This window comes from uncultured Paenalcaligenes sp., assembly GCF_947630565.1.
GTDB lineage: Bacteria > Pseudomonadota > Gammaproteobacteria > Burkholderiales > Burkholderiaceae_B > Paenalcaligenes > Paenalcaligenes faecalis.
The window spans coordinates 25,293-43,926 of the sequence record NZ_CANRIC010000013.1 but is presented as its reverse complement, the minus strand read 5'-3'; the positions used below and the strand labels follow the sequence as shown (position 1 = coordinate 43,926).

Genomic DNA, 18,634 nt, shown 5'->3' with positions numbered 1-18,634 from the left:
TGGACAGATGGACCCGGTCATAGACGCTGAGCAATTAGAGCGCAAAGGCATTTCACCCACTACGGGTCCAGCCGTTGCTCAAGCACCTCTCAGCCCCCTGAGCCAACAAGCCTTTAACAACTTTCGTAGTGCGATCTCCTCCCATGATCCGATTTACTTTATTGTAGGCTCAGAACCCAAAGCGAATGCTCGCTTTCAAATCAGTTTTAAATACCGACTCTTTAATACCGAAAATGAGAAAGAGGCCAAATTTCATAATCATTTGTACCTTGCCTACACACAACGCTCTTTATGGGATTTAAGCTCTGACTCCATGCCCTTTGTTGATACCACTTACAACCCTAGCTTGTTCTGGCGCAAAGAAAAACTATGGCAAAATGAAAACAGCCCCTTTTACTTTGGCTTAAACACGGGGGTAGAGCACGCGTCAAATGGCAAAAGTGGGGTCGACTCACGCTCTATCAATGACGTATTTATCCAGCCAGAATTTAACTATGTCTTTGGTGGTGGCAGCACACTGAGCTTTATGCCCCGCTTTAAATCCTATTTCGCTGTTAGCAGTGATAATGCAGACTACAAAGACTACATGGGTAATGTGGCATGGCAGCTTCGCTGGCAACAAGAACATGGTCTATCTGTAACAGGTGCTTATCAGCAGGGCAAGCAAGGACGCAAAACATCTCAAGTTGATGTATCTTGGCCATTGCAACGCACCCCATTGAATATGAACGGTTATTTATACGCGCAATTCTATAGGGGCTATGGCGAAACCTTGTTGCATTACAATCGTCGCAGTCAGTCTCAAGTGCGTTTTGGGATTGCGCTAACCCCCTAAAACGAAGCTATTCATTATATTTTCATGAAAAGCTTGCTTTTTTATTTTAATGCGTGCTATAGTTAAATCTTTCGGGGCGTAGCGCAGCCTGGTAGCGCATCTGGTTTGGGACCAGAGGGTCGTAGGTTCGAATCCTATCGCCCCGACCAAATTTCTCAAAGAAAATCAAGGACTTAAGCGATAAAACGCCTAAGTCCTTTTTTCTTTTGTATGGACTTTGGTAGTTTTTTGGTAGTTTGCTTTATTTAATGCATGACATCACTCAAGACACACAACTCTTCAGCTATCCGCTCAAATTCATACTACACTAGATGAATTCGTTGTATGTCTTATGACGCTACAACACACTCTAGCAACTAAGTACCGAAGATTGATATGGATTGTTTACACCATGGCAACTCTCACCCAAAGCCACGCTTTGCGGTGCTGACCGAAGCCTTAGACCACATCAGCCATCGTCTCGCTCGCGCGGAGTTATTCGCAGCGGGCTCTTTTATGGCTTTTATTTTTTTGTTATTGCTAATCAATATCATTACGCGTCTTAATAGCAATTCCCTTTACTGGATTGATGAGGCGGCTGTAACGAGCATGGTTTGGATGGCACTCTTATCGGCCTCTGCCGGTATGCATTATCGATCGGCTATTGCTATCACCTTACTCAAAGATAAGCTTAGCCAACACAATCAACACCGACTACAGCTAGCGGTGGATCTCGTATTAATCAGTTTTTTCAGTTTCTTTCTGTATTTACTCTTTGTGATTTTTGACCCTTACGGCTTAATCATTATGCATGGGGTTGATCTGAATGCGTTTTCTAGCACTGAGTTTAATTTCTTATACGAAGAACCAACGATGACACTGGGGATTAAAAAATATTGGACATGGCTGATTTTGCCTATTTTTTGCATAGGCTCACTCATTCATTGCGTTGCAAACGTACTAAAGAGCATACAGTCGCTGCTTCTCAAAGGAGGCCGACATGGTAGCTGCTAGTTTTTTTGTTTTGCTTTTGTTAAGTGTGCCTATTGCCTTTGTTTTAGCCATTACAGCACTGGTCTATATCTATGCCTCCGAACATACGGTTTTACTTAGCTCCTACCCTCTGCAGTTTTTTGGTGGATTAGAGAACTATGGCTTATTAGCTCTACCTTTGTTTATCTTGCTGGGCGAATGCATGCACGAAGGCGGAATTGCTAGGCGACTTATGGCCGCTGCCGCCGCACTCATCGGCTCAGTCAAAGGCGGTCTAGCCTACATCAATCTGTTAGCTAATATGATGATGGCATCCATCCTAGGATCTACAGTGGCTCAGGTCACCATCATGACGCGTATTGCCGTGCCCGAAATGGAAAAAGCCGGTTATCCAAAAGATGTCTCTATCACGATCACAGCATTGGGAGGCTTACTAGCTCCCATTATTCCACCTTCTATGCTGTTTATTATTTATGGTGTTATCGCACAGATCTCAATTGGCGATCTATTTTTGGCAGGGATTATCCCCGGCCTCTTACTAAGCCTCGCTTTTCTTGCCATTATTGGCTGGTTGGCTCGTAAAAACAATTATCCCTACACACAACGTCAAACCTCGCATCAACGCCTGCATGCTCTACTGCATAGTTTGCCATCCGTAATGATACCCATTATCATTATCGGTTGTATTCTCGGAGGTATTGCAACGCCTACAGAGGCGGCTGTGATTGCCTGCTTGGCATCCATCTTGATTGGTAAGTTTATCTATAAAGAATTGAGTTTTTCTTTTATTGGTCCCGCCTTGGTCCGAGCCGCTCAAAACTGCGCAATTGTCCTGCTACTTATCGCCGCGTCTCAGGTATTTGGATGGGTTATTACCTTTGAAAACCTACCTATGCTTTTTTCAGATTGGGTTCAGCAGGTCGCACAAAGCCCCACTACCTTTTTATTCTTAATCGTGGCGGCCCTGCTGTTAATCGGTATGGTGATGGACCCAATCCCTGTCATTATTTTAGTCGTCCCTGTACTGCTGCCCGTTGCCACCAACATCTATCACATTGATCCCTTTCATTTTGGTGTGGTGCTGTGCTTGAGCTTAGTTCTTGGACTGTTAACGCCACCCATTGGATCCGCTTTATTCGTAGCCTCCTCACTGTCAGGAGTCAAAGCGGAGCGTATCGCCGTGCTTTCTATCCCTTATTTATTAGCGGCCATTGCTGTCATCGCACTCATTGTGCTCTTTCCAGCCCTAACCCTATTTTTTATTCATTAAGGACATCGTTGATTATGGTCACTCCTGCGTTTCAGCACATTGCCATTGTTGGTGGCGGAGTCATAGGAAATGGCTGGGCAGCCTATTTTGCTCTACGTGGATTGCGCGTCACTATTTATGATATCAATCCAGAAAATGAGCAACAGTTAGCCCAAATCTACGCTCAGGCAGAGCTCTTTATGCAACAAGCCGATCAAATCAAGCAAGGGGGCCATATTCGTTTTTGCCCTACCTTAGCAGAATGCTTACATGACGCCGAGTTAGTGATCGAAGCCTTACCCGAACAGCTAGAGCTAAAACAGCAGCAACTGACTCTAATCGAATCACTGATCCAGCCCGAAATACCTATTTACTCCAGCTCTTCCGGTATTAGCCCCTCGTTACTGCAGGCTAAGGCAATACATCCAGAACGTATTCTTGTCGCCCACCCCTGCAACCCACCGTACTTAATGCCTATGGTCGAACTGGTAGGCACGCCTATCACCGCAGAGTGTCATCTCACTCAGGCAGAGCAATTCTTTCAAGCAGTTGGTAAAAAAACGCTACGTTTGAATAAAGAGATCACAGGTCATGTGATTAACCGCTTACAAGCTGCCTTATGGCGCGAAGCCGTTTACCTTAGCACCAACGGTTATGCCAGCGTCACCGATGTAGAACGAGCCGTTACCGAGGGCCTAGGGGCCCGCTGGGCTGTTTGTGGGCCTACGATGATCTTTCACCTATCTGGTGGCGAAGAAGGTCTTACCGGCTTTATGAAACGCCTTGCTCCTGCTGTTGATAGTTGGTGGGATAGCCTCGGCACACCGCAACTTGATGAAAAAACTCAACACGAGCTAATTCAACAGTTCTCCGCCATGATTGGCCACAAAAACACAGCTAGCTTAGTGGCAGAACGCGATACAAAAATGCGCGATTTATTGCGTCTACAAGAGCAATAACCACCCTCAACCTATCCTATCTATTACAAGCAAAAGGACTCGTATGCGTAAACTATTTCTCTCTTTATTTGGTGGATTATGCCTTAGCACAGGCCTATTAGGCCAATCGGTTCAGGCTGCTGATATACGCTTAGGTTTAATCACTCCACCCTCTCACCAATGGTCAATTTCGGCCAATAATCTAGCCAAAGAAATCAAAGAAAAAACCAATGGCGACATGAATGTTCTTGTTTTTCCCTCGGGACAACTAGGCAACGAAGCCCAGATGTTGCAACAACTACAAAGTGGTGCGTTAGATATAGCGTTTTTAGTGGCAGGTGAAATTGCAAATCGGCGCCCAAGCTATGCGGCACTATTTGCGCCATATTTAGTTAATACTCCACAAGAGGTCAGCCAACTGCTACAAGGCGAAACCGCAACGACTATGCTGCAAGAACTCAATAGCTTGGGGCTTGTGGGATTGGGTTATGGTATGGCGGGTATGCGTCAAATTTTAATGCGCCAAGAGATTGAGTCCGTAGATCAACTAAAAGGCAAAAAAATCCGCACGATTCCTATTCAGCCTGAACTCGATTTCTGGCGAAAAGTTGGATCGGCGCCGACCCCTATGCCACTACCTGCCCTCTATGACGCCTTTGCAAATGGTCAAATTGATGGGATGCAAATTGACTTTGAGGGCGCTTGGAATGTGAAATACATTGATAATGCAAAAACCGTACTGCATTCATCACACATGATGCTACCGATGGTGGCCGTGGCCTCTGCGAAAAAATGGAATGCCTTGCCTGAAACTCAAAAAACATTACTTCAAACGACCATTTCAGCCCACTTAAATGAAATTATTTTGGCCTACGATAAAATCGACACAGACTACTTAGCACAAATTCAACGCACTGGTGTCAACATTATTGAGGTCAATGAAGAGTTCTTTGGCGATAGCATCGAAAACTGGTATAAAGAATGGCGTAAAAAATCACCCACATTAACGGCGCTTGAGGCAGAAGCCAACATAATCAAATCCCACTAAGCAAACACCATGTAGCTGGTGTTAGCGCAAAAAATCAGGTCGCTGAGCCAGCGCTGACATCAGCACTGGCTTGCTACCATCACCTAGGGCGCTATGGTCGCCCCTTGCTGCCCACTACGGCGCAATGACTCAGCCACAAAACCATTCTTTTTCATCTCTGCCAAAAAATCCGATACGTATGCCAAAGCCATATCTCGCCCTTTAGGTAAGGCCATTGCCTGATGAATGGCAGTAAAGTAGCCATCTAACACACGATAGCCCGCATAGTTCTGTGCAAACTCATCTAGTGTCTGGCGCACCCCCGCTACTGCATCCAAATGTTGCTCCATGAAACCATGAACAGCTGCCGCAGAAGTCGGTAATTTCACTAGCTCTGCCTGAGTAAGATGACGCGATAAAAAGAGGTCATAAGCAGCGCCCTGCCCCACAGCAATTTTGACCCCTTTACGATCTAGCTCATCCACTTGCATCCAGTCGGAATTATTTCTCACCATATATGTCCCCTCAATCAGCACATAAGCCTGTGTGAAATCAATTTTTTCACCACGCTTAGGATCAATAGCCATAAACGCAAGATCCCACGCATTCTCCTCCACAGCGTCAGCCACTTTTGCCGCTGCATCATAACTAATAAAACGTGGTACGACTCCTAAGCGACGCGCTAGCTCTCGGGCTAAATCTGCGGCAACCCCTAATGGGGCCCCATCCTTGCCACGTTGTGCTAATACCGTATTACCAAAATTAAGCGCCACTCGTAGCTCTCCCTGAGGGGCTAAACCAGTCATTACTGCCTGTACGTCTTGCATGCCTTTTGTCTCCATAAAAAAAGCAGCCCAAAGGCTGCTTTAATAAGGGGGTTGAATTCGGAGTTAACCGAATCGCCCTGTAATATAGTCTTCGGTTTCTTTACGTGCTGGCTTAACGAAGATCTGATCGGTCTCGCCAAACTCCATGAGTTCGCCTAGATACATATAAGCCGTGTAATCAGAACAACGAGCAGCCTGCTGCATATTATGCGTCACGATCAATACAGTATAGTCATTTTTTAGCTCAGTAATGAGCTCTTCTACTTTAGCTGTAGAGATCGGGTCCAACGCCGAGGTAGGCTCATCCAGCAATAACACCTCTGGTTTAATCGCGACCCCACGAGCAATACATAAACGCTGTTGTTGACCACCAGATAAACCATTACCACTTTGTTTGAGTTTATCTTTAACCTCATCCCACAAAGCGGCTTTGGTTAAGGCCCACTCTACGCGTTCATCCATCTCGCCTTTACTGAGTTTTTCAAATAAACGCACACCAAAAGCAATGTTGTCATAAATGCTCATGGGGAATGGTGTCGGTTTTTGGAAAACCATACCCACTTTGGCCCGAATCAAGGAGATGTCTAACTTAGATGTTAATAAGTTTTCACCATCTAATAGAATATCGCCCTCTGCACGCTGCCCTGGGTACAGCTCATACATGCGGTTAAAGGTACGTAGCAAGGTGGATTTACCACAGCCTGAAGGCCCAATAAATGCCGTCACCTTGTTTTCTTTGATGCTCATGTTAACGTTTTTAATCGCATGAAAATCACCATAATAAAAATTAAGGTTTTTCACTTCGATCTTATTACGTTCAATAGTAGGAGTGCTTTGCATAATCATATTTAGTAGAAAAAAGGCGACAAATTATTTATTGCGAAATAGCGAACGAGCAACGATATTAATCGTTAGAACAAACATCGTAATCAATACAGCACCAGCCCAAGCTAAACGGTTCCAGTCCTCAAAAGGACTTGCTGCATATTGGAAAATAACCACAGGCAGGTTAGCTAAAGGACCATTCATATTCAGTGACATGAACTGGTTATTTAGTGCGGTAAAGAGCAAAGGCGCGGTCTCTCCAGAAATACGTGCCACGGCTAGCAATACCCCAGTAATAATACCGGAACGAGCCGCACGGTAACTGATGTAGACCACAATACGCCACTGAGGGCAGCCTAACGCGGCGGCGGCTTCGCGCAAACTATTAGGCACTAATTGCAGCATGTTGTCCGTAGAACGAACCACCACAGGAATCACTAAAATAGCGAGAGCCAATGAGCCCGCCCAGCCAGAGTAATGCCCCACCTGAGCCACGTGTACAGCATAAATAAACAAGCCGATCACAATAGAAGGCGCAGATAACAAAACGTCATTTAAGAAACGAGTAGCAGGCGCTAACCAACCACGCTGACCAAACTCAGCTAAATAAGTGCCTGCTAAGATGCCAATAGGGGTTCCTATAATTGTCCCCATACCCGCCATCATAAAACTACCGAGAATCGCGTTTAACAAACCACCATCACCACCGGGTGGAGGTGTAGGCTGAGTTAACAATGTAAAGGATAACGCTGAGGCCCCCTTAACCAACAAGGTTAAGATAATCCAAAATAACCAAAACAAGCCGAATATCAACGCGATGACGGAAAGCGTCAACATAATGCGGTTAAATCGGTTTCGGCTACGAAATAAAGGGTTGTCCGCGTTTAAAACTGAAGAGTGTGAGTTTTGCATAGTTAAGCCGCTTATGATTTAGCACCTTCGTTCTTAGCCAAGCGCAACAACAGCACTTTAGAAATGGCCAATACCACAGTGGTAATTAAGAAAAGAATAAGACCGAGCTCAAGCAGTGCTGCTTTTTGCATACCACCGGCCTCGTTAAACTCGTTTGCAAGCGCAGAAGCAATCGAGTTTGAAGGTGCAAAAATAGAATTCGGTAGGTTAAAGGCATTACCAATCACAAAGGTCACTGCCATGGTCTCGCCCAATGCACGACCTAGACCTAGCATAACGCCACCAATCACCCCATTTTTAGTAAAGGGCAATACGACGCGCCACATGACTTCCCAAGTTGTGCTTCCTAGACCATAGGCTGACTCTTTGAGTAGCGGAGGCACGAGCTCAAACACATCACGCATGACTGCAGTGATAAAGGGAATGATCATAATCGATAAGATCAAGCCAGCGGTAAACACACCAATCCCAAAGGGAGGGCCTGCAAAGATAGTGCCTAGAACCGGTATTCCTTCGAATACGGAAATCAGATTAGGCTGAACATAACGTTGGAACAAAGGAACAAAAACAAATAAGCCCCACATACCATAAATAATGGAGGGGATAGCAGCTAGCATCTCAATGGCAGTCCCTAGTGGGCGACGAAGCCACACTGGCGACAGCTCAGTCAAAAACATCGCAATCCCAAAAGACACGGGTACGGCGATGAACAGGGCAATAGCTGAAGTAAAGACAGTCCCTACGATGGGTACTAAAGCACCGTAGTGATTATTAACTGGGTCCCACTCATTGGTCCATAAAAACGCGAGGCCATGAGCAGAAATAGATTCACGGCTACCGTAAATAAGCGATGCCATAATGGCAGCCAATAATACAAATACAAAAAACGCAAAACTTTTAGTTACGTTCTTGAATAAGACGTCTAACAAGACATTCTGATTAGGTTTCATGACAGCGTGTTTAATGAGTTGGTGATTTTTGCAAAAGCAGTATTGTCACACAACAAGACGGTACCACCAACATGAGATGGAACCGTCCTGTTTATTACCAACGTTTTGGCAATATATCTAGAGAATTATTTCCAGATAGCATTACCATCCTTGGTTTTGATTTCCTGAGTCCAAACCTGTTTAATCTGGTCTGTTACCTCTTTAGGCAAAGGCACATAGTCTAGCTCGGTAGCCATGTCCGCACCTTGGTCAAATGCCCAGTTAAAGAAGGTCAATACTGATTTTGCATTTTCAGGCTTATCTTGCTGTTTGTGCATCAAGATAAAGCTTGCCGAAGTCACAGGCCAAGAATCAGCACCAGGTTCATCAGTTAAAATAACACCCATGCCTGGCTCACTGTTCCAGTCTGCGTTGGCAGCAGCTGCAGCAAAGGTTTCTTGAGAAGGCTGTACAAATACGCCGTCTTTATTCTGCAACTGAGTCCACGCTAATTGGTTTTGTTTCGCGTAGGCATACTCTACATAACCGATGGAGTCTTTTAGCTGACGCACATAAGCGGCTACGCCTTCGTTACCTTTACCACCTTGACCTGTAGGCCATTTAACGGCTTTACCTTCGCCAACTTTCTCTTTCCAATCAGGAGACACTTTGGAGAGGTAATTAGTCCAGCCAAATGTAGTACCAGAACCATCAGAGCGATGTACCACTACAATGGATTTCTCTGGTAGTTTCAAATCACCGTTAAGCGCTTGAATGGCAGGATCATTCCATTTTGTGATCTTACCTAGGTAAATATCGCCAAGCACTGCGCCAGATAGCTTTAACTGACCTGGTTCGATACCATCGATATTCACGACAGGTACAGTTCCACCAATTACAGCAGGGAACTGCAATAGATTATCTTTATCTAGTGCTTCACCTTTCATCGGGTCATCAGAGGCACCAAAATCTACCGTTTTAGCGATAATTTGTTGCTGGCCACCACCAGATCCGATGGACTGGTAGTTAACTTGCTTGCCAGTTTCTTTGTGATAGGCAGCAGCCCATTTTGCGTAAATGGGGTAAGGAAAAGAAGCCCCAGCACCTGTTACGTTTACCGCTTGAGCAGATAGAGCCATGGCACTAAAGGCCAAACCCACTGTTAGTTTAGAAAAAGCACGTTTTAACATCTAGATACCCTCTTGATGATTTGTAATAAGCAGTCTTTTAGGACAACTATAAGTAGTTTAAGTCGTCAATATTACATGTTCGTGACAAACGTATTTTTAACATACATTTACTGCCCTAGCTCTTGCATTAAGCGCTCATGTAAATTAAATACCGTACCACTGCGACTACGAACACGAGCAAAACTGCCATTAGGCAAGCCTTTCCAAGCCAGTTGATTATCACGTAAGGCATAGCGAAATGCCTCATTAATCACACGACGTTTTAGACGACGATCTAAAATAGGCACCCCTAGCTCTACACGTCGGAAAAAGTTTCTATCCATCCAGTCTGCTGAGGAAATATATAGGTCCTCGGCCCCCTGATTATAAAAATAGAATACCCGCGAGTGCTCTAGGAAGCGCCCTACGATGGACCGCACCTGAATGTTCTCAGACAAGCCAGGAACACCAGGTCGTAATGCACAAGCACCCCGAACGATCAAATCAACACGCACCCCAGCTTGGCTAGCCGCATAAAGCGCATGAATAATTTTTGGCTCAAGCAAGGAGTTCATCTTTGCCATCACTCTCGCCTTACGTCCGGCTTTAGCATGCTCAATTTCCTGCTCAATATACGCCATCATCGTTTCATGCAGATTAAAAGGCGATTGCCACAACACCTGCAAATTGCGTCTGGTGCCTAAACCGGTTAACTGAGAAAACACCTGCTCCATGTCAGCACCAATCGCTTGATTGGCGGTAAGCAACCCAAAGTCCGTATATAAACGCGCAGTACGCGGGTGGTAATTACCCGTTCCTAAGTGCGCGTAGCGACGGATATCACCCTGTTCTCTGCGCAATACCAACGCCATCTTCGCGTGCGTCTTATAACCCACCACACCATAACTGACATGCGCCCCAGCCTCTTCGAGACGAGCCGCCCAATTGATATTGGTTTGCTCATCAAAACGAGCCATGAGTTCTACAACAACCGTCACCTCTTTACCGGCCCTTGCTGCCTGCATGAGCAAATTCATCAACTCAGAGTCTTCTCCTGTGCGATAAATCGTTTGCTTAATCGCCACCACATCAGGATCTAATGCTGCGGCTCGTAAAAAGCTTAATACAGGCTGAAAAGACTGATAGGGATGATGTAATAGTTGATCTTGTTTAGCGATTGCCTTAAATAAATCCTTAGGCCCCTCTAAATGATCAAATGGAGCCGGTATGGGCGCCTGATACGGACTAAAGACCAAATCAGGACGATCAGGCACATCACATAATCTAGACAAGCGTGACAAGTTCACTGGCCCTAAGACTGGGTAGGTGTCCTTACTTGTTAGAGAAAACTCACGCTGCAAAAAATGCGTCAGTTTTTCAGGCATGGATAAATCCACCTCTAGGCGCACGGCCGCCCCAAAATTACGCTGTGATAATTCGCCTTGTAGGGCTTGGCGTAAATTTGTAATTTCCTCTTCGTCCACGAACAGATCACTATTGCGTGTCACACGCCATTGATAACAGCCTTTTACATCCATGCCAGGAAATAACTCCTCGACAAAGGTGCTAATCAACGCGGTCAGCAACACATAGCCATGCGGAATGCCTGCAATGTGTTCCGGCATTTTCAATAACCGAGGCAAGGCCCGTGGTGCTTGTACAATCGCAATCGAACCAGTACGACCAAAAGCATCCTCGCCAGCTAAAGAGATAATGAAATTTAAACTTTTGTTATAAACCCGAGGAAAAGGGTGAGCTGGATCTAAACCAATTGGGGTTAGCAGTGGCTTTACCTCTCGGGAGAAGGTGTCATACGCCCACTGCAACTGCTCCTCATTCCATTGTGGAGCACGCAATAAACCAATGCCCTCTTCCATTAGCGCTGGCAAAACATGATTTAAAAGTAGTTGGTTTTGCTTATCCACCAGTTCGTGGGTGGCCTGCTGCACACAAGCAAATGCTTCGGTGGGTGTATAACCATCGGCACGTACAGTATGTGGCGCTTGAGCGATTTGCTCTTTGAGAGAGGAAATACGGATCTCAAAGAATTCATCTAAGTTAGAGCTAACAATGCATAAATAGCGCAAGCGCTCTAATAATGGCGTGGAGGGATTTTCCGCCATCGCCATCACTCGCTCGTTGAATTTCAACAGAGACAGCTCACGGTTAACGAGCATTACATCTGGGTTAGGAATCATAGGGCAGTCTTCTAAAGTCGTCATGAGTACCGCAATCCTTATACTGTATCTATTTTACATGTTTATGACAGGGTGACTGTTGCTGCACCGCAATAAGAGCTCTGAGGCACAACGTAAATCGCTATGCTTTTTTCTACTTAACCGTATAATCGCAGCATAACTCACCACAAATGCATACCCCTATGGACCAATTACTTGCCGCCGTTGACTTAGGCTCTAATAGCTTTCGTCTATCCATCGGGCGGGTGGAACAACACAATGGCCATGCTCAAATCTATGCCATTGACCGCCTAAATGAGTCCGTTCGTTTAGCGGCACAAATGGGCCCCGATAAGCGCATTCATCCCGATGCGGTTAAACGAGCCATTACTATTTTGCAACGTTTTAATGAGCGCATCCAAGGCTTTCACCCCAATCGTGTACGCGCAGTAGCCACTAACACCTTTAGAGTGGCAAGTAACCGTGATGAAATCCTACCTATCGCCGAAGAAGCCCTTGGTTTCCCTATAGAAATCATCTCCGGCTACGAGGAAGCCCGTCTGATTTACGCTGGAGTGAACAATGAGTTACCTCCGTCGTCTTCTCGTCGACTCATGGTAGATATAGGGGGTGGATCAACAGAAATCATTATTGGTCGCAATACCCAACCTCAATTACTGTCCTCTTTACCCATGGGCTGTGTGAGCTATACCGATCGCTTTTTTAGCACGGGTCTTATTACCGACAACCGTATGAATCAAGCGATTTTGGCAGCAAGACGTGAAATCGAAGTCATTGCACACCAATACCGAAAAACGGGATGGCAACAAGCCTTTGGCTCATCTGGAACCGCAAAAGGCATAGAAGCTATTTTACTTGCCAATGGGTTTGCCAAACGCGGTATTACCCTCGATGGCATGAACAAATTACGCAAAAAATTAGTACGAGATAAGCGTGTCATTGTCGAGGATCTGCCTGGCATTAAGCCACATCGTATTCCCGTGCTGGCTGCAGGCTTAGCGATTATGATTGCGATTTTTGAAGAACTTAAAATCAAAACCATGCAACGAGGCGAAGGCGCCTTACGTATGGGGGTTTTATATGATTTATTAGGCCGTGACTCAGATCGAGATAAACGCGAAGAAACCGTACTGCAGCTCAGCAAGCGCTATCACATAGATGTCAAACAAGCCCTACGGGTTAAACAAGCCGCCCTACAGTTATTTAGCCAACTAGGGTTAAAAGTCAGCCCTGAAACAGAAGAACTAGAAAAAGCCTTAGGATGGGCCGCAGAGCTACACGAAGTGGGGCTTTCTATTGCCCATAGTGATTATCACAAACACACCGCCTATGTGTTAGGCCATGCGGATATGCCTGGTTTCTCTAAAGATGACCAATCGCTCTTGGCTTTTTTATCATTGGGCCAACAAGGCAAACTAGACAAGCTTAAAAATCTTTCATCCAATCGACATGAATGGCTTACCTTACTCTGCTTACGCCTAAGCGCTATGCTTATGCGTCGTCGAGAGGACTTAGAGCCCTTACCTTTGCGCGTCCAAATCGACAAAACAGGGGCAACGATCTTTGCAGATAAGCAATGGATTGCAGCGCGCCCCTTGTCTGAGTTTTCATTACGAACCGAGCAAAGCGAATGGGCCAAAGCAGACTTCAGCGTTAAGCTCGTCTATAAAAACGACCTCATGGCGTAATTTAAGCTAAGCCAAAGTGCTTTTTATAACGCATAGGTAACTGAGTAATATCGAGCAGCACGGGGAAATCGGCCGTATTAAAATCGGGGTCCCATGCTGGCTCCCCACACAGCACGGCGCCTAAGTTTAAATAGCCCTTAATCAGCGGTGGAATACGGGCCGGTAAATCACGCTCCATCTTCTCCACGGGATAACGGTGATGGGGCGTAAGGCGCGGTACATCTGGATGGGCCTGCATGGATGCCTGCGCCTCTTGCCAGACTTTTGCCGCCGTTACCCCATCATCACGCAAACTCACACTCGCACAGCCCAATAAATAGCGGTAGCCACCCATACGCATCATATTAGCAATCCCTGTCCACAGCAGCATGATGGCGCTACCGTTTCTATACTCAGGGTGTATGCACGAACGCCCTACCTCGACCATTTCATGACGAATAGAGCCCAGCGGACTCAAGTCAAACTCAGACTCTGAGTAATAATGCCCTAATCGAGCAGCCTGTTCTGGAAAAAGAATGCGATATGTGCCAATGACTTTTTGCTTAGGCCCGCCCAGCACCATGAAATGCTCGCACCAAGCATCGTACTCATCCTGATCTAAGCCTTCATGCCCTTGGGGAAACACCGCCTGCATCTCTTCACTAAAAATAGTGAAACGCAAGCGTTGCACCGCTTTTAAATCACTTTTATTTTTGGCTAGGCGTAATTGCAGTCCGTCATTTTGAGGACTTTGCCAAATATGATTAGAAAATAAAGAGGAAACAACGGATGTTTGCAACATAGCTTTTTGGCTCCTAAAGATGTAGCCATCATGCCAAAGCTATGTTGCATTTTTTTGACGCTTATATGAAACGCCTAAGTCCTACCTAAGAAAGATCCACAGCAAGCAGACGTTCAATCCCACTATCTACTAGCGTCTGGTCCTCTGCCTCTACCATAAGACGCAGTTTAGGCTCAGTACCTGATGGACGAATTAAAACGCGGCCTCGGCTACCTAATTCAGACTCGAGCTGTTCTTTTACTTGGACTAGAGCGGCACATTGCGTCCAATCTCTGCCCTGCTGCCACGCAACGTTCACCATTTTTTGCGGGTACATTTTAAGATCTGCAACTAACTCTCTGAGTAAAGAGCCATGATGACGCATAGCAGTTAAAATCTGTAAGGCAGCAATAATGCCATCGCCCGTCGTATGGTGGTCTAATGACAACAAATGGCCAGAACTTTCACCGCCAAACAACCAACCCCGCTCTAGCAATTGCTCTAGCACGTAGCGATCGCCCACATTTGCTCGTACAAACTCAACCCCTAGCTCTTTGAGGCGGTTCTCCAAGCCTAAGTTCGTCATTAGCGTACCCACTACCCCTTTAATCTCTTGGGTTAGCATCCGGTCACGCACAATCATATAAAGTAGCTCATCACCGTTATATAGGCGACCATCACTTCCGACCATTTGCAAACGATCTGCATCGCCATCTAAGGCAATCCCAATGTCTGCGCCACGCTCTTGAACGACCTTTAGCAAATGCTCTGGGTACATGGCACCCACGCCATCATTAATATTAAAACCGTTGGGCTCACAACCAATCGCATGCACCTCTGCACCTAGTTCTTTAAACACATGAGGAGCAATGTGATAGGCCGCGCCATGAGCAGCATCAACCACCAGTTTTAGGCCCGCTAAATCTAACTCATTAGGGAATGAGCTTTTACAAAACTCAATATAACGTGCAGCAGAATCAGGCAAACGACGGGCTCGGCCTAACTTGTCTGAGCTAACGCAACGAATGGGCATATCAATGGCCTCTTCGATTTGAAGCTCTAGCTCATCCGGCAATTTCATGCCTTGAGAGGAGAAAAACTTAATCCCATTATCTTGATAAGGATTATGAGAGGCACTAATCACAATACCGGCAGTGAGTCGAAAGGTACGTGTTAAATAAGCGACGGCAGGCGTAGGTACTGGGCCAGCCAATAACACATCTACCCCTGCTGCCGACAAACCGGCCTCAAGGGCAGACTCCAACATATATCCTGAAATGCGTGTGTCTTTTCCGATAATTACAGTAGGACGATTTACAGAGGTATGTGCTTTGGAAAGCACCACACCGGCAGCATAGCCTAAACGTAAGGCAAACTCAGCATTAATGGTTGCCCCGCCTACCTCGCCACGAATGCCATCTGTTCCAAAATACTTACGATCACTCATTATTTATTCCTTTTTCTACGGCTAACCAAACCTTTAAGGCATCTGCTGACTCGGCCACATCATGTACACGTAATACGGCAGCACCGCGTGACACAGCCGCCAACATACCCGCCAAACTGCCTGCTAAACGGTGCTGTGGTAACCGATTAACGACATGACCTATCATCGATTTACGGGACAGGCCAATTAACCACGGATACGAGTCTATCTGAATTTTATCCAAGTCACGTAAAAGGGTGTAATTATGTTCTACCGTTTTACCAAAACCTAAGCCTGGATCTAACATAATTCGTTGTGGATTCACCCCCGCGGTACGTAACGCAAGCACTCTATCCGCTAAAAACTGCCGCACCTCTGCATAAAGGTCTTCATAGTGCGACTGCTGCTGCATAGTACGGGGCTCTCCTTGCATATGCATCACACAAAGTCCGCAGTTTGATTGAGACACGGCCTGCACAGATAACGGATCTCTAAATCCCGCTATATCATTAATAATGTCAGCGCCTACATCAAGCACTGCACGCATTACCTCAGGTTTAAACGTATCTACCGAGATAGGAACAGCTAAACTTCGCAGCCCCTCTATGACGGGCAACAAGCGTCGTAGTTCCTCGTCCAATGCCACGGGCTCAGCCCCAGGTCGCGTGGACTCTGCACCGATATCTAAAATATCAGCACCGTCTTTTATTAATTGCTTGGCATGCGCTATGGCGGCATCCGTCTGCAAATAGTGATTACCGTCAGAAAATGAGTCGGGCGTGATGTTGACGATACCCATCAATAACGGGCGCTCGAAACTTAATTCGAAGCGCCCGCAAAGCCATGTTTTTTTCATGGAGATACAACTAAAAATTACACAGGAGTTGTCGCTGGTTTGTCATCAGACGGTTTGTTTTCATCTACCGCTTTGACTTCAGCTACTTCTTGTTCTGCTTTTACCCCATCAGTAGGGGGCGTTTTATCTGATTTATCCGAAGGAGCATTATCAGAGAAATCTTTAGGAGGACGAGGTGCACGGCCTTCCATGATGTCATTTATCTGATCCGCGTCAATGGTTTCCCACTCAAGCAATGCTTTGGTCATGGCTTCCATTTTGTCGCGGTTATCCTCGATGAGTTTACGTGCAATACCGTATTGTTCGTCGATGATCTTGCGTACCTCTTGGTCTACTTTTTGCATCGTAGCCTCGGAGATATTTGTGGTCTTAGTCACGCTGCGGCCTAAGAAAACCTCGCCCTCGTTTTCCGCATATACCACAGGCCCTAAGGAGTCTGTCATACCGTAACGAGTCACAATATCACGAGCAATTTGTGTAGCACGCTCGAAGTCATTGGAAGCACCTGTGGTCATTTGATTCATGAAGACTTCTTCGGCAATACGTCCACCAAACAAGACAGCAATCATATTCAACAAGTGGGCTTTATCCATGCTGTAACGATCACCCTCTGGCAACTGCATGGTGACACCCAGCGCACGCCCACGAGGAATAATAGTGACTTTATGGACGGGATCTGTTTTAGGTAACAAACGAGCCACTAAAGCATGACCCGATTCGTGGTATGCCGTATTGCGGCGTTCCTCTTCGGGCATAATCATAGAGCGACGCTCTGCACCCATTATGATCTTGTCTTTGGCTTTTTCGAAATCCTGCATATCTACCGTACGACCATTACGGCGTGCAGCAAATAACGCGGCTTCGTTCACCAAGTTCGCCAAGTCAGCACCAGAAAACCCTGGTGTACCACGGGCTAAGATTTGAGCATCTACGTTTTGTGCTAAAGGCACTTTTCGCATATGCACATGCAAGATCTGCTCACGACCACGAATATCAGGTAATGACACCATCACCTGACGGTCAAATCGACCTGGACGCAATAAAGCAGGGTCTAACACATCAGGACGGTTTGTTGCCGCAATAACAATCACGCCTTGGCCTTTTTCAAAGCCATCCATTTCAACCAGTAATTGGTTTAATGTCTGTTCGCGTTCGTCATTACCGCCGCCTAAACCAGCACCACGCTGTCGACCTACCGCATCAATTTCATCAATGAAGATAATGCAAGGGGATTGTTTTTTGGCATTTTCGAACATATCACGTACACGTGCAGCCCCTACACCAACAAACATTTCCACAAAATCAGAACCAGAGATACTGAAGAAAGGAACCTTGGCCTCGCCTGCAATCGCACGCGCTAATAAGGTTTTACCAGTACCGGGAGGCCCCACCATCAATACACCACGGGGGATACGACCACCTAAACGTTGGAATCGGGTAGGATCACGCAAGAAATCAACGAGTTCTTGGACATCCTCTTTGGCCTCATCACACCCAGCCACATCAGCAAACGTAATGGGATTGGTGTTTTCATCCAGCATGCGAGCACGGGATTTACCGAAGCTAAGCGCCCCGCCTTTACCGCCGCCCTGCATTTGACGCATAAAGAAGATCCACACCCCAATCAATAGAATCATGGGGAACCAGGAAATGAAAATACTGGTCAAAAAGGACGGTTCCTCTCGGGCCTTTCCTGAGACCTGAACCCCCGATTTAACGAGCTCTGGTACCATCCAGAGATCGCCTGGAGAGGTCAACGAATACGTACGACCTGAGTCTGGCGTTACATAGAGCGTATCGCCTTGAATATCAACCTTAGAGATGCGACCAGAGCGCGCATCATCCATAAACTGGGTGTAAGTCACACCGTCAGAGGCCGCCGGACGCCCGTCAAACTGTTTAAACACAGTAAACAGGACTAGCGCGATGACCATCCAAACTGCGACTTTGGAAAATGAGTTGTTCAACACCAACCTCCTAGTTGCTTAAACCTGCACAGCGAAACTGACAATAAGCTGTACAA

16 protein-coding genes and 1 tRNA gene are annotated in these 18,634 nt (G+C 46.2%); 7 read left to right on the top strand and 10 right to left on the bottom strand.

Annotated elements, in window-relative coordinates; genetic code table 11:
* From Q0Z62_RS04465 to Q0Z62_RS04440, 6 genes are all read left to right on the top strand, one after another.
* Window positions 1-835, top strand: an 835-nt coding sequence (locus tag Q0Z62_RS04465; protein WP_298051320.1) for a phospholipase A, incomplete at its 5' end; no start/stop codon positions are given.
* Between the two features lie 72 nt (window positions 836-907).
* Window positions 908-984: transfer RNA gene (locus Q0Z62_RS04460), tRNA-Pro, on the top strand.
* 226 nt (window positions 985-1,210) lie between these two features.
* Window positions 1,211-1,828: a TRAP transporter small permease gene (locus Q0Z62_RS04455; protein WP_298051318.1), complete on the top strand. Its 618-nt coding sequence runs from the start codon at window positions 1,211-1,213 to the stop codon at window positions 1,826-1,828.
* A complete protein-coding gene (locus tag Q0Z62_RS04450) occupies window positions 1,815-3,077 on the top strand; it encodes a TRAP transporter large permease (protein ID WP_298051315.1) in 1,263 nt (420 codons plus the stop codon). The genes Q0Z62_RS04455 and Q0Z62_RS04450 overlap by 14 nt, the downstream gene beginning before the upstream one ends.
* 14 nt (window positions 3,078-3,091) lie before the next feature.
* Window positions 3,092-4,015 carry a 3-hydroxyacyl-CoA dehydrogenase NAD-binding domain-containing protein gene (locus tag Q0Z62_RS04445; RefSeq protein WP_298051313.1) on the top strand — a complete coding sequence of 308 codons (924 nt, stop codon included), beginning with the start codon at window positions 3,092-3,094 and terminating at the stop codon, window positions 4,013-4,015.
* A gap of 43 nt (window positions 4,016-4,058) precedes the next feature.
* Window positions 4,059-5,042, top strand: a complete 984-nt coding sequence (locus Q0Z62_RS04440) for a TRAP transporter substrate-binding protein (RefSeq protein WP_298051311.1) — start codon at window positions 4,059-4,061, stop codon at window positions 5,040-5,042.
* A gap of 83 nt (window positions 5,043-5,125) precedes the next feature.
* Here the strand turns inward: Q0Z62_RS04440 and Q0Z62_RS04435 are convergent, their stop codons facing one another.
* From Q0Z62_RS04435 to ppk1, 6 genes are all read right to left on the bottom strand, one after another.
* Window positions 5,126-5,848 (bottom strand): ABC transporter substrate-binding protein, encoded by a 723-nt coding sequence (locus Q0Z62_RS04435; protein WP_298051309.1) that lies wholly within the window; start codon window positions 5,846-5,848, stop codon window positions 5,126-5,128.
* A gap of 63 nt (window positions 5,849-5,911) precedes the next feature.
* The gene (gene pstB / locus Q0Z62_RS04430) at window positions 5,912-6,688 is read right to left on the bottom strand and encodes a phosphate ABC transporter ATP-binding protein PstB (RefSeq protein ID WP_269902193.1); all 777 of its coding nucleotides are present in this window, start codon (window positions 6,686-6,688) and stop codon (window positions 5,912-5,914) included.
* Window positions 6,689-6,718: 30 nt separating this feature from the next.
* Window positions 6,719-7,585, bottom strand: a complete 867-nt coding sequence (pstA, locus tag Q0Z62_RS04425; protein ID WP_298051307.1) for a phosphate ABC transporter permease PstA — start codon at window positions 7,583-7,585, stop codon at window positions 6,719-6,721.
* A gap of 11 nt (window positions 7,586-7,596) precedes the next feature.
* Window positions 7,597-8,535: a phosphate ABC transporter permease subunit PstC gene (pstC, locus tag Q0Z62_RS04420; protein ID WP_298051305.1), complete on the bottom strand. Its 939-nt coding sequence runs from the start codon at window positions 8,533-8,535 to the stop codon at window positions 7,597-7,599.
* A gap of 125 nt (window positions 8,536-8,660) precedes the next feature.
* Complete coding sequence (gene pstS / locus Q0Z62_RS04415) at window positions 8,661-9,704, bottom strand: phosphate ABC transporter substrate-binding protein PstS (protein WP_298051304.1); 1,044 nt, start codon at window positions 9,702-9,704, stop codon at window positions 8,661-8,663.
* Window positions 9,705-9,811: 107 nt separating this feature from the next.
* A complete protein-coding gene (gene ppk1, locus Q0Z62_RS04410) occupies window positions 9,812-11,881 on the bottom strand; it encodes a polyphosphate kinase 1 (RefSeq protein ID WP_298051324.1) in 2,070 nt (689 codons plus the stop codon).
* A gap of 182 nt (window positions 11,882-12,063) precedes the next feature.
* On the opposite strand from ppk1, the gene Q0Z62_RS04405 reads away from it, so the two are divergent.
* Window positions 12,064-13,569 (top strand): Ppx/GppA phosphatase family protein, encoded by a 1,506-nt coding sequence (locus tag Q0Z62_RS04405; RefSeq protein WP_298051302.1) that lies wholly within the window; start codon window positions 12,064-12,066, stop codon window positions 13,567-13,569.
* Window position 13,570: 1 nt separating this feature from the next.
* Here the strand turns inward: Q0Z62_RS04405 and Q0Z62_RS04400 are convergent, their stop codons facing one another.
* The 4 genes from Q0Z62_RS04400 to ftsH form a co-directional block, all read right to left on the bottom strand.
* Window positions 13,571-14,350: a GNAT family N-acyltransferase gene (locus Q0Z62_RS04400; protein ID WP_298051299.1), complete on the bottom strand. Its 780-nt coding sequence runs from the start codon at window positions 14,348-14,350 to the stop codon at window positions 13,571-13,573.
* A gap of 85 nt (window positions 14,351-14,435) precedes the next feature.
* On the bottom strand, window positions 14,436-15,776 hold the full coding sequence (glmM, locus tag Q0Z62_RS04395; RefSeq protein WP_298051296.1) for a phosphoglucosamine mutase: 1,341 nt from the start codon (window positions 15,774-15,776) through the stop codon (window positions 14,436-14,438).
* Window positions 15,769-16,611, bottom strand: a complete 843-nt coding sequence (folP, locus tag Q0Z62_RS04390) for a dihydropteroate synthase (RefSeq protein ID WP_298051294.1) — start codon at window positions 16,609-16,611, stop codon at window positions 15,769-15,771. Before folP ends, glmM begins: the two co-directional genes overlap by 8 nt.
* Before the next feature lie 17 nt (window positions 16,612-16,628).
* On the bottom strand, window positions 16,629-18,578 hold the full coding sequence (gene ftsH, locus Q0Z62_RS04385) for an ATP-dependent zinc metalloprotease FtsH (RefSeq protein ID WP_298051292.1): 1,950 nt from the start codon (window positions 18,576-18,578) through the stop codon (window positions 16,629-16,631).
* Window positions 18,579-18,634 lie beyond the last annotated feature (56 nt).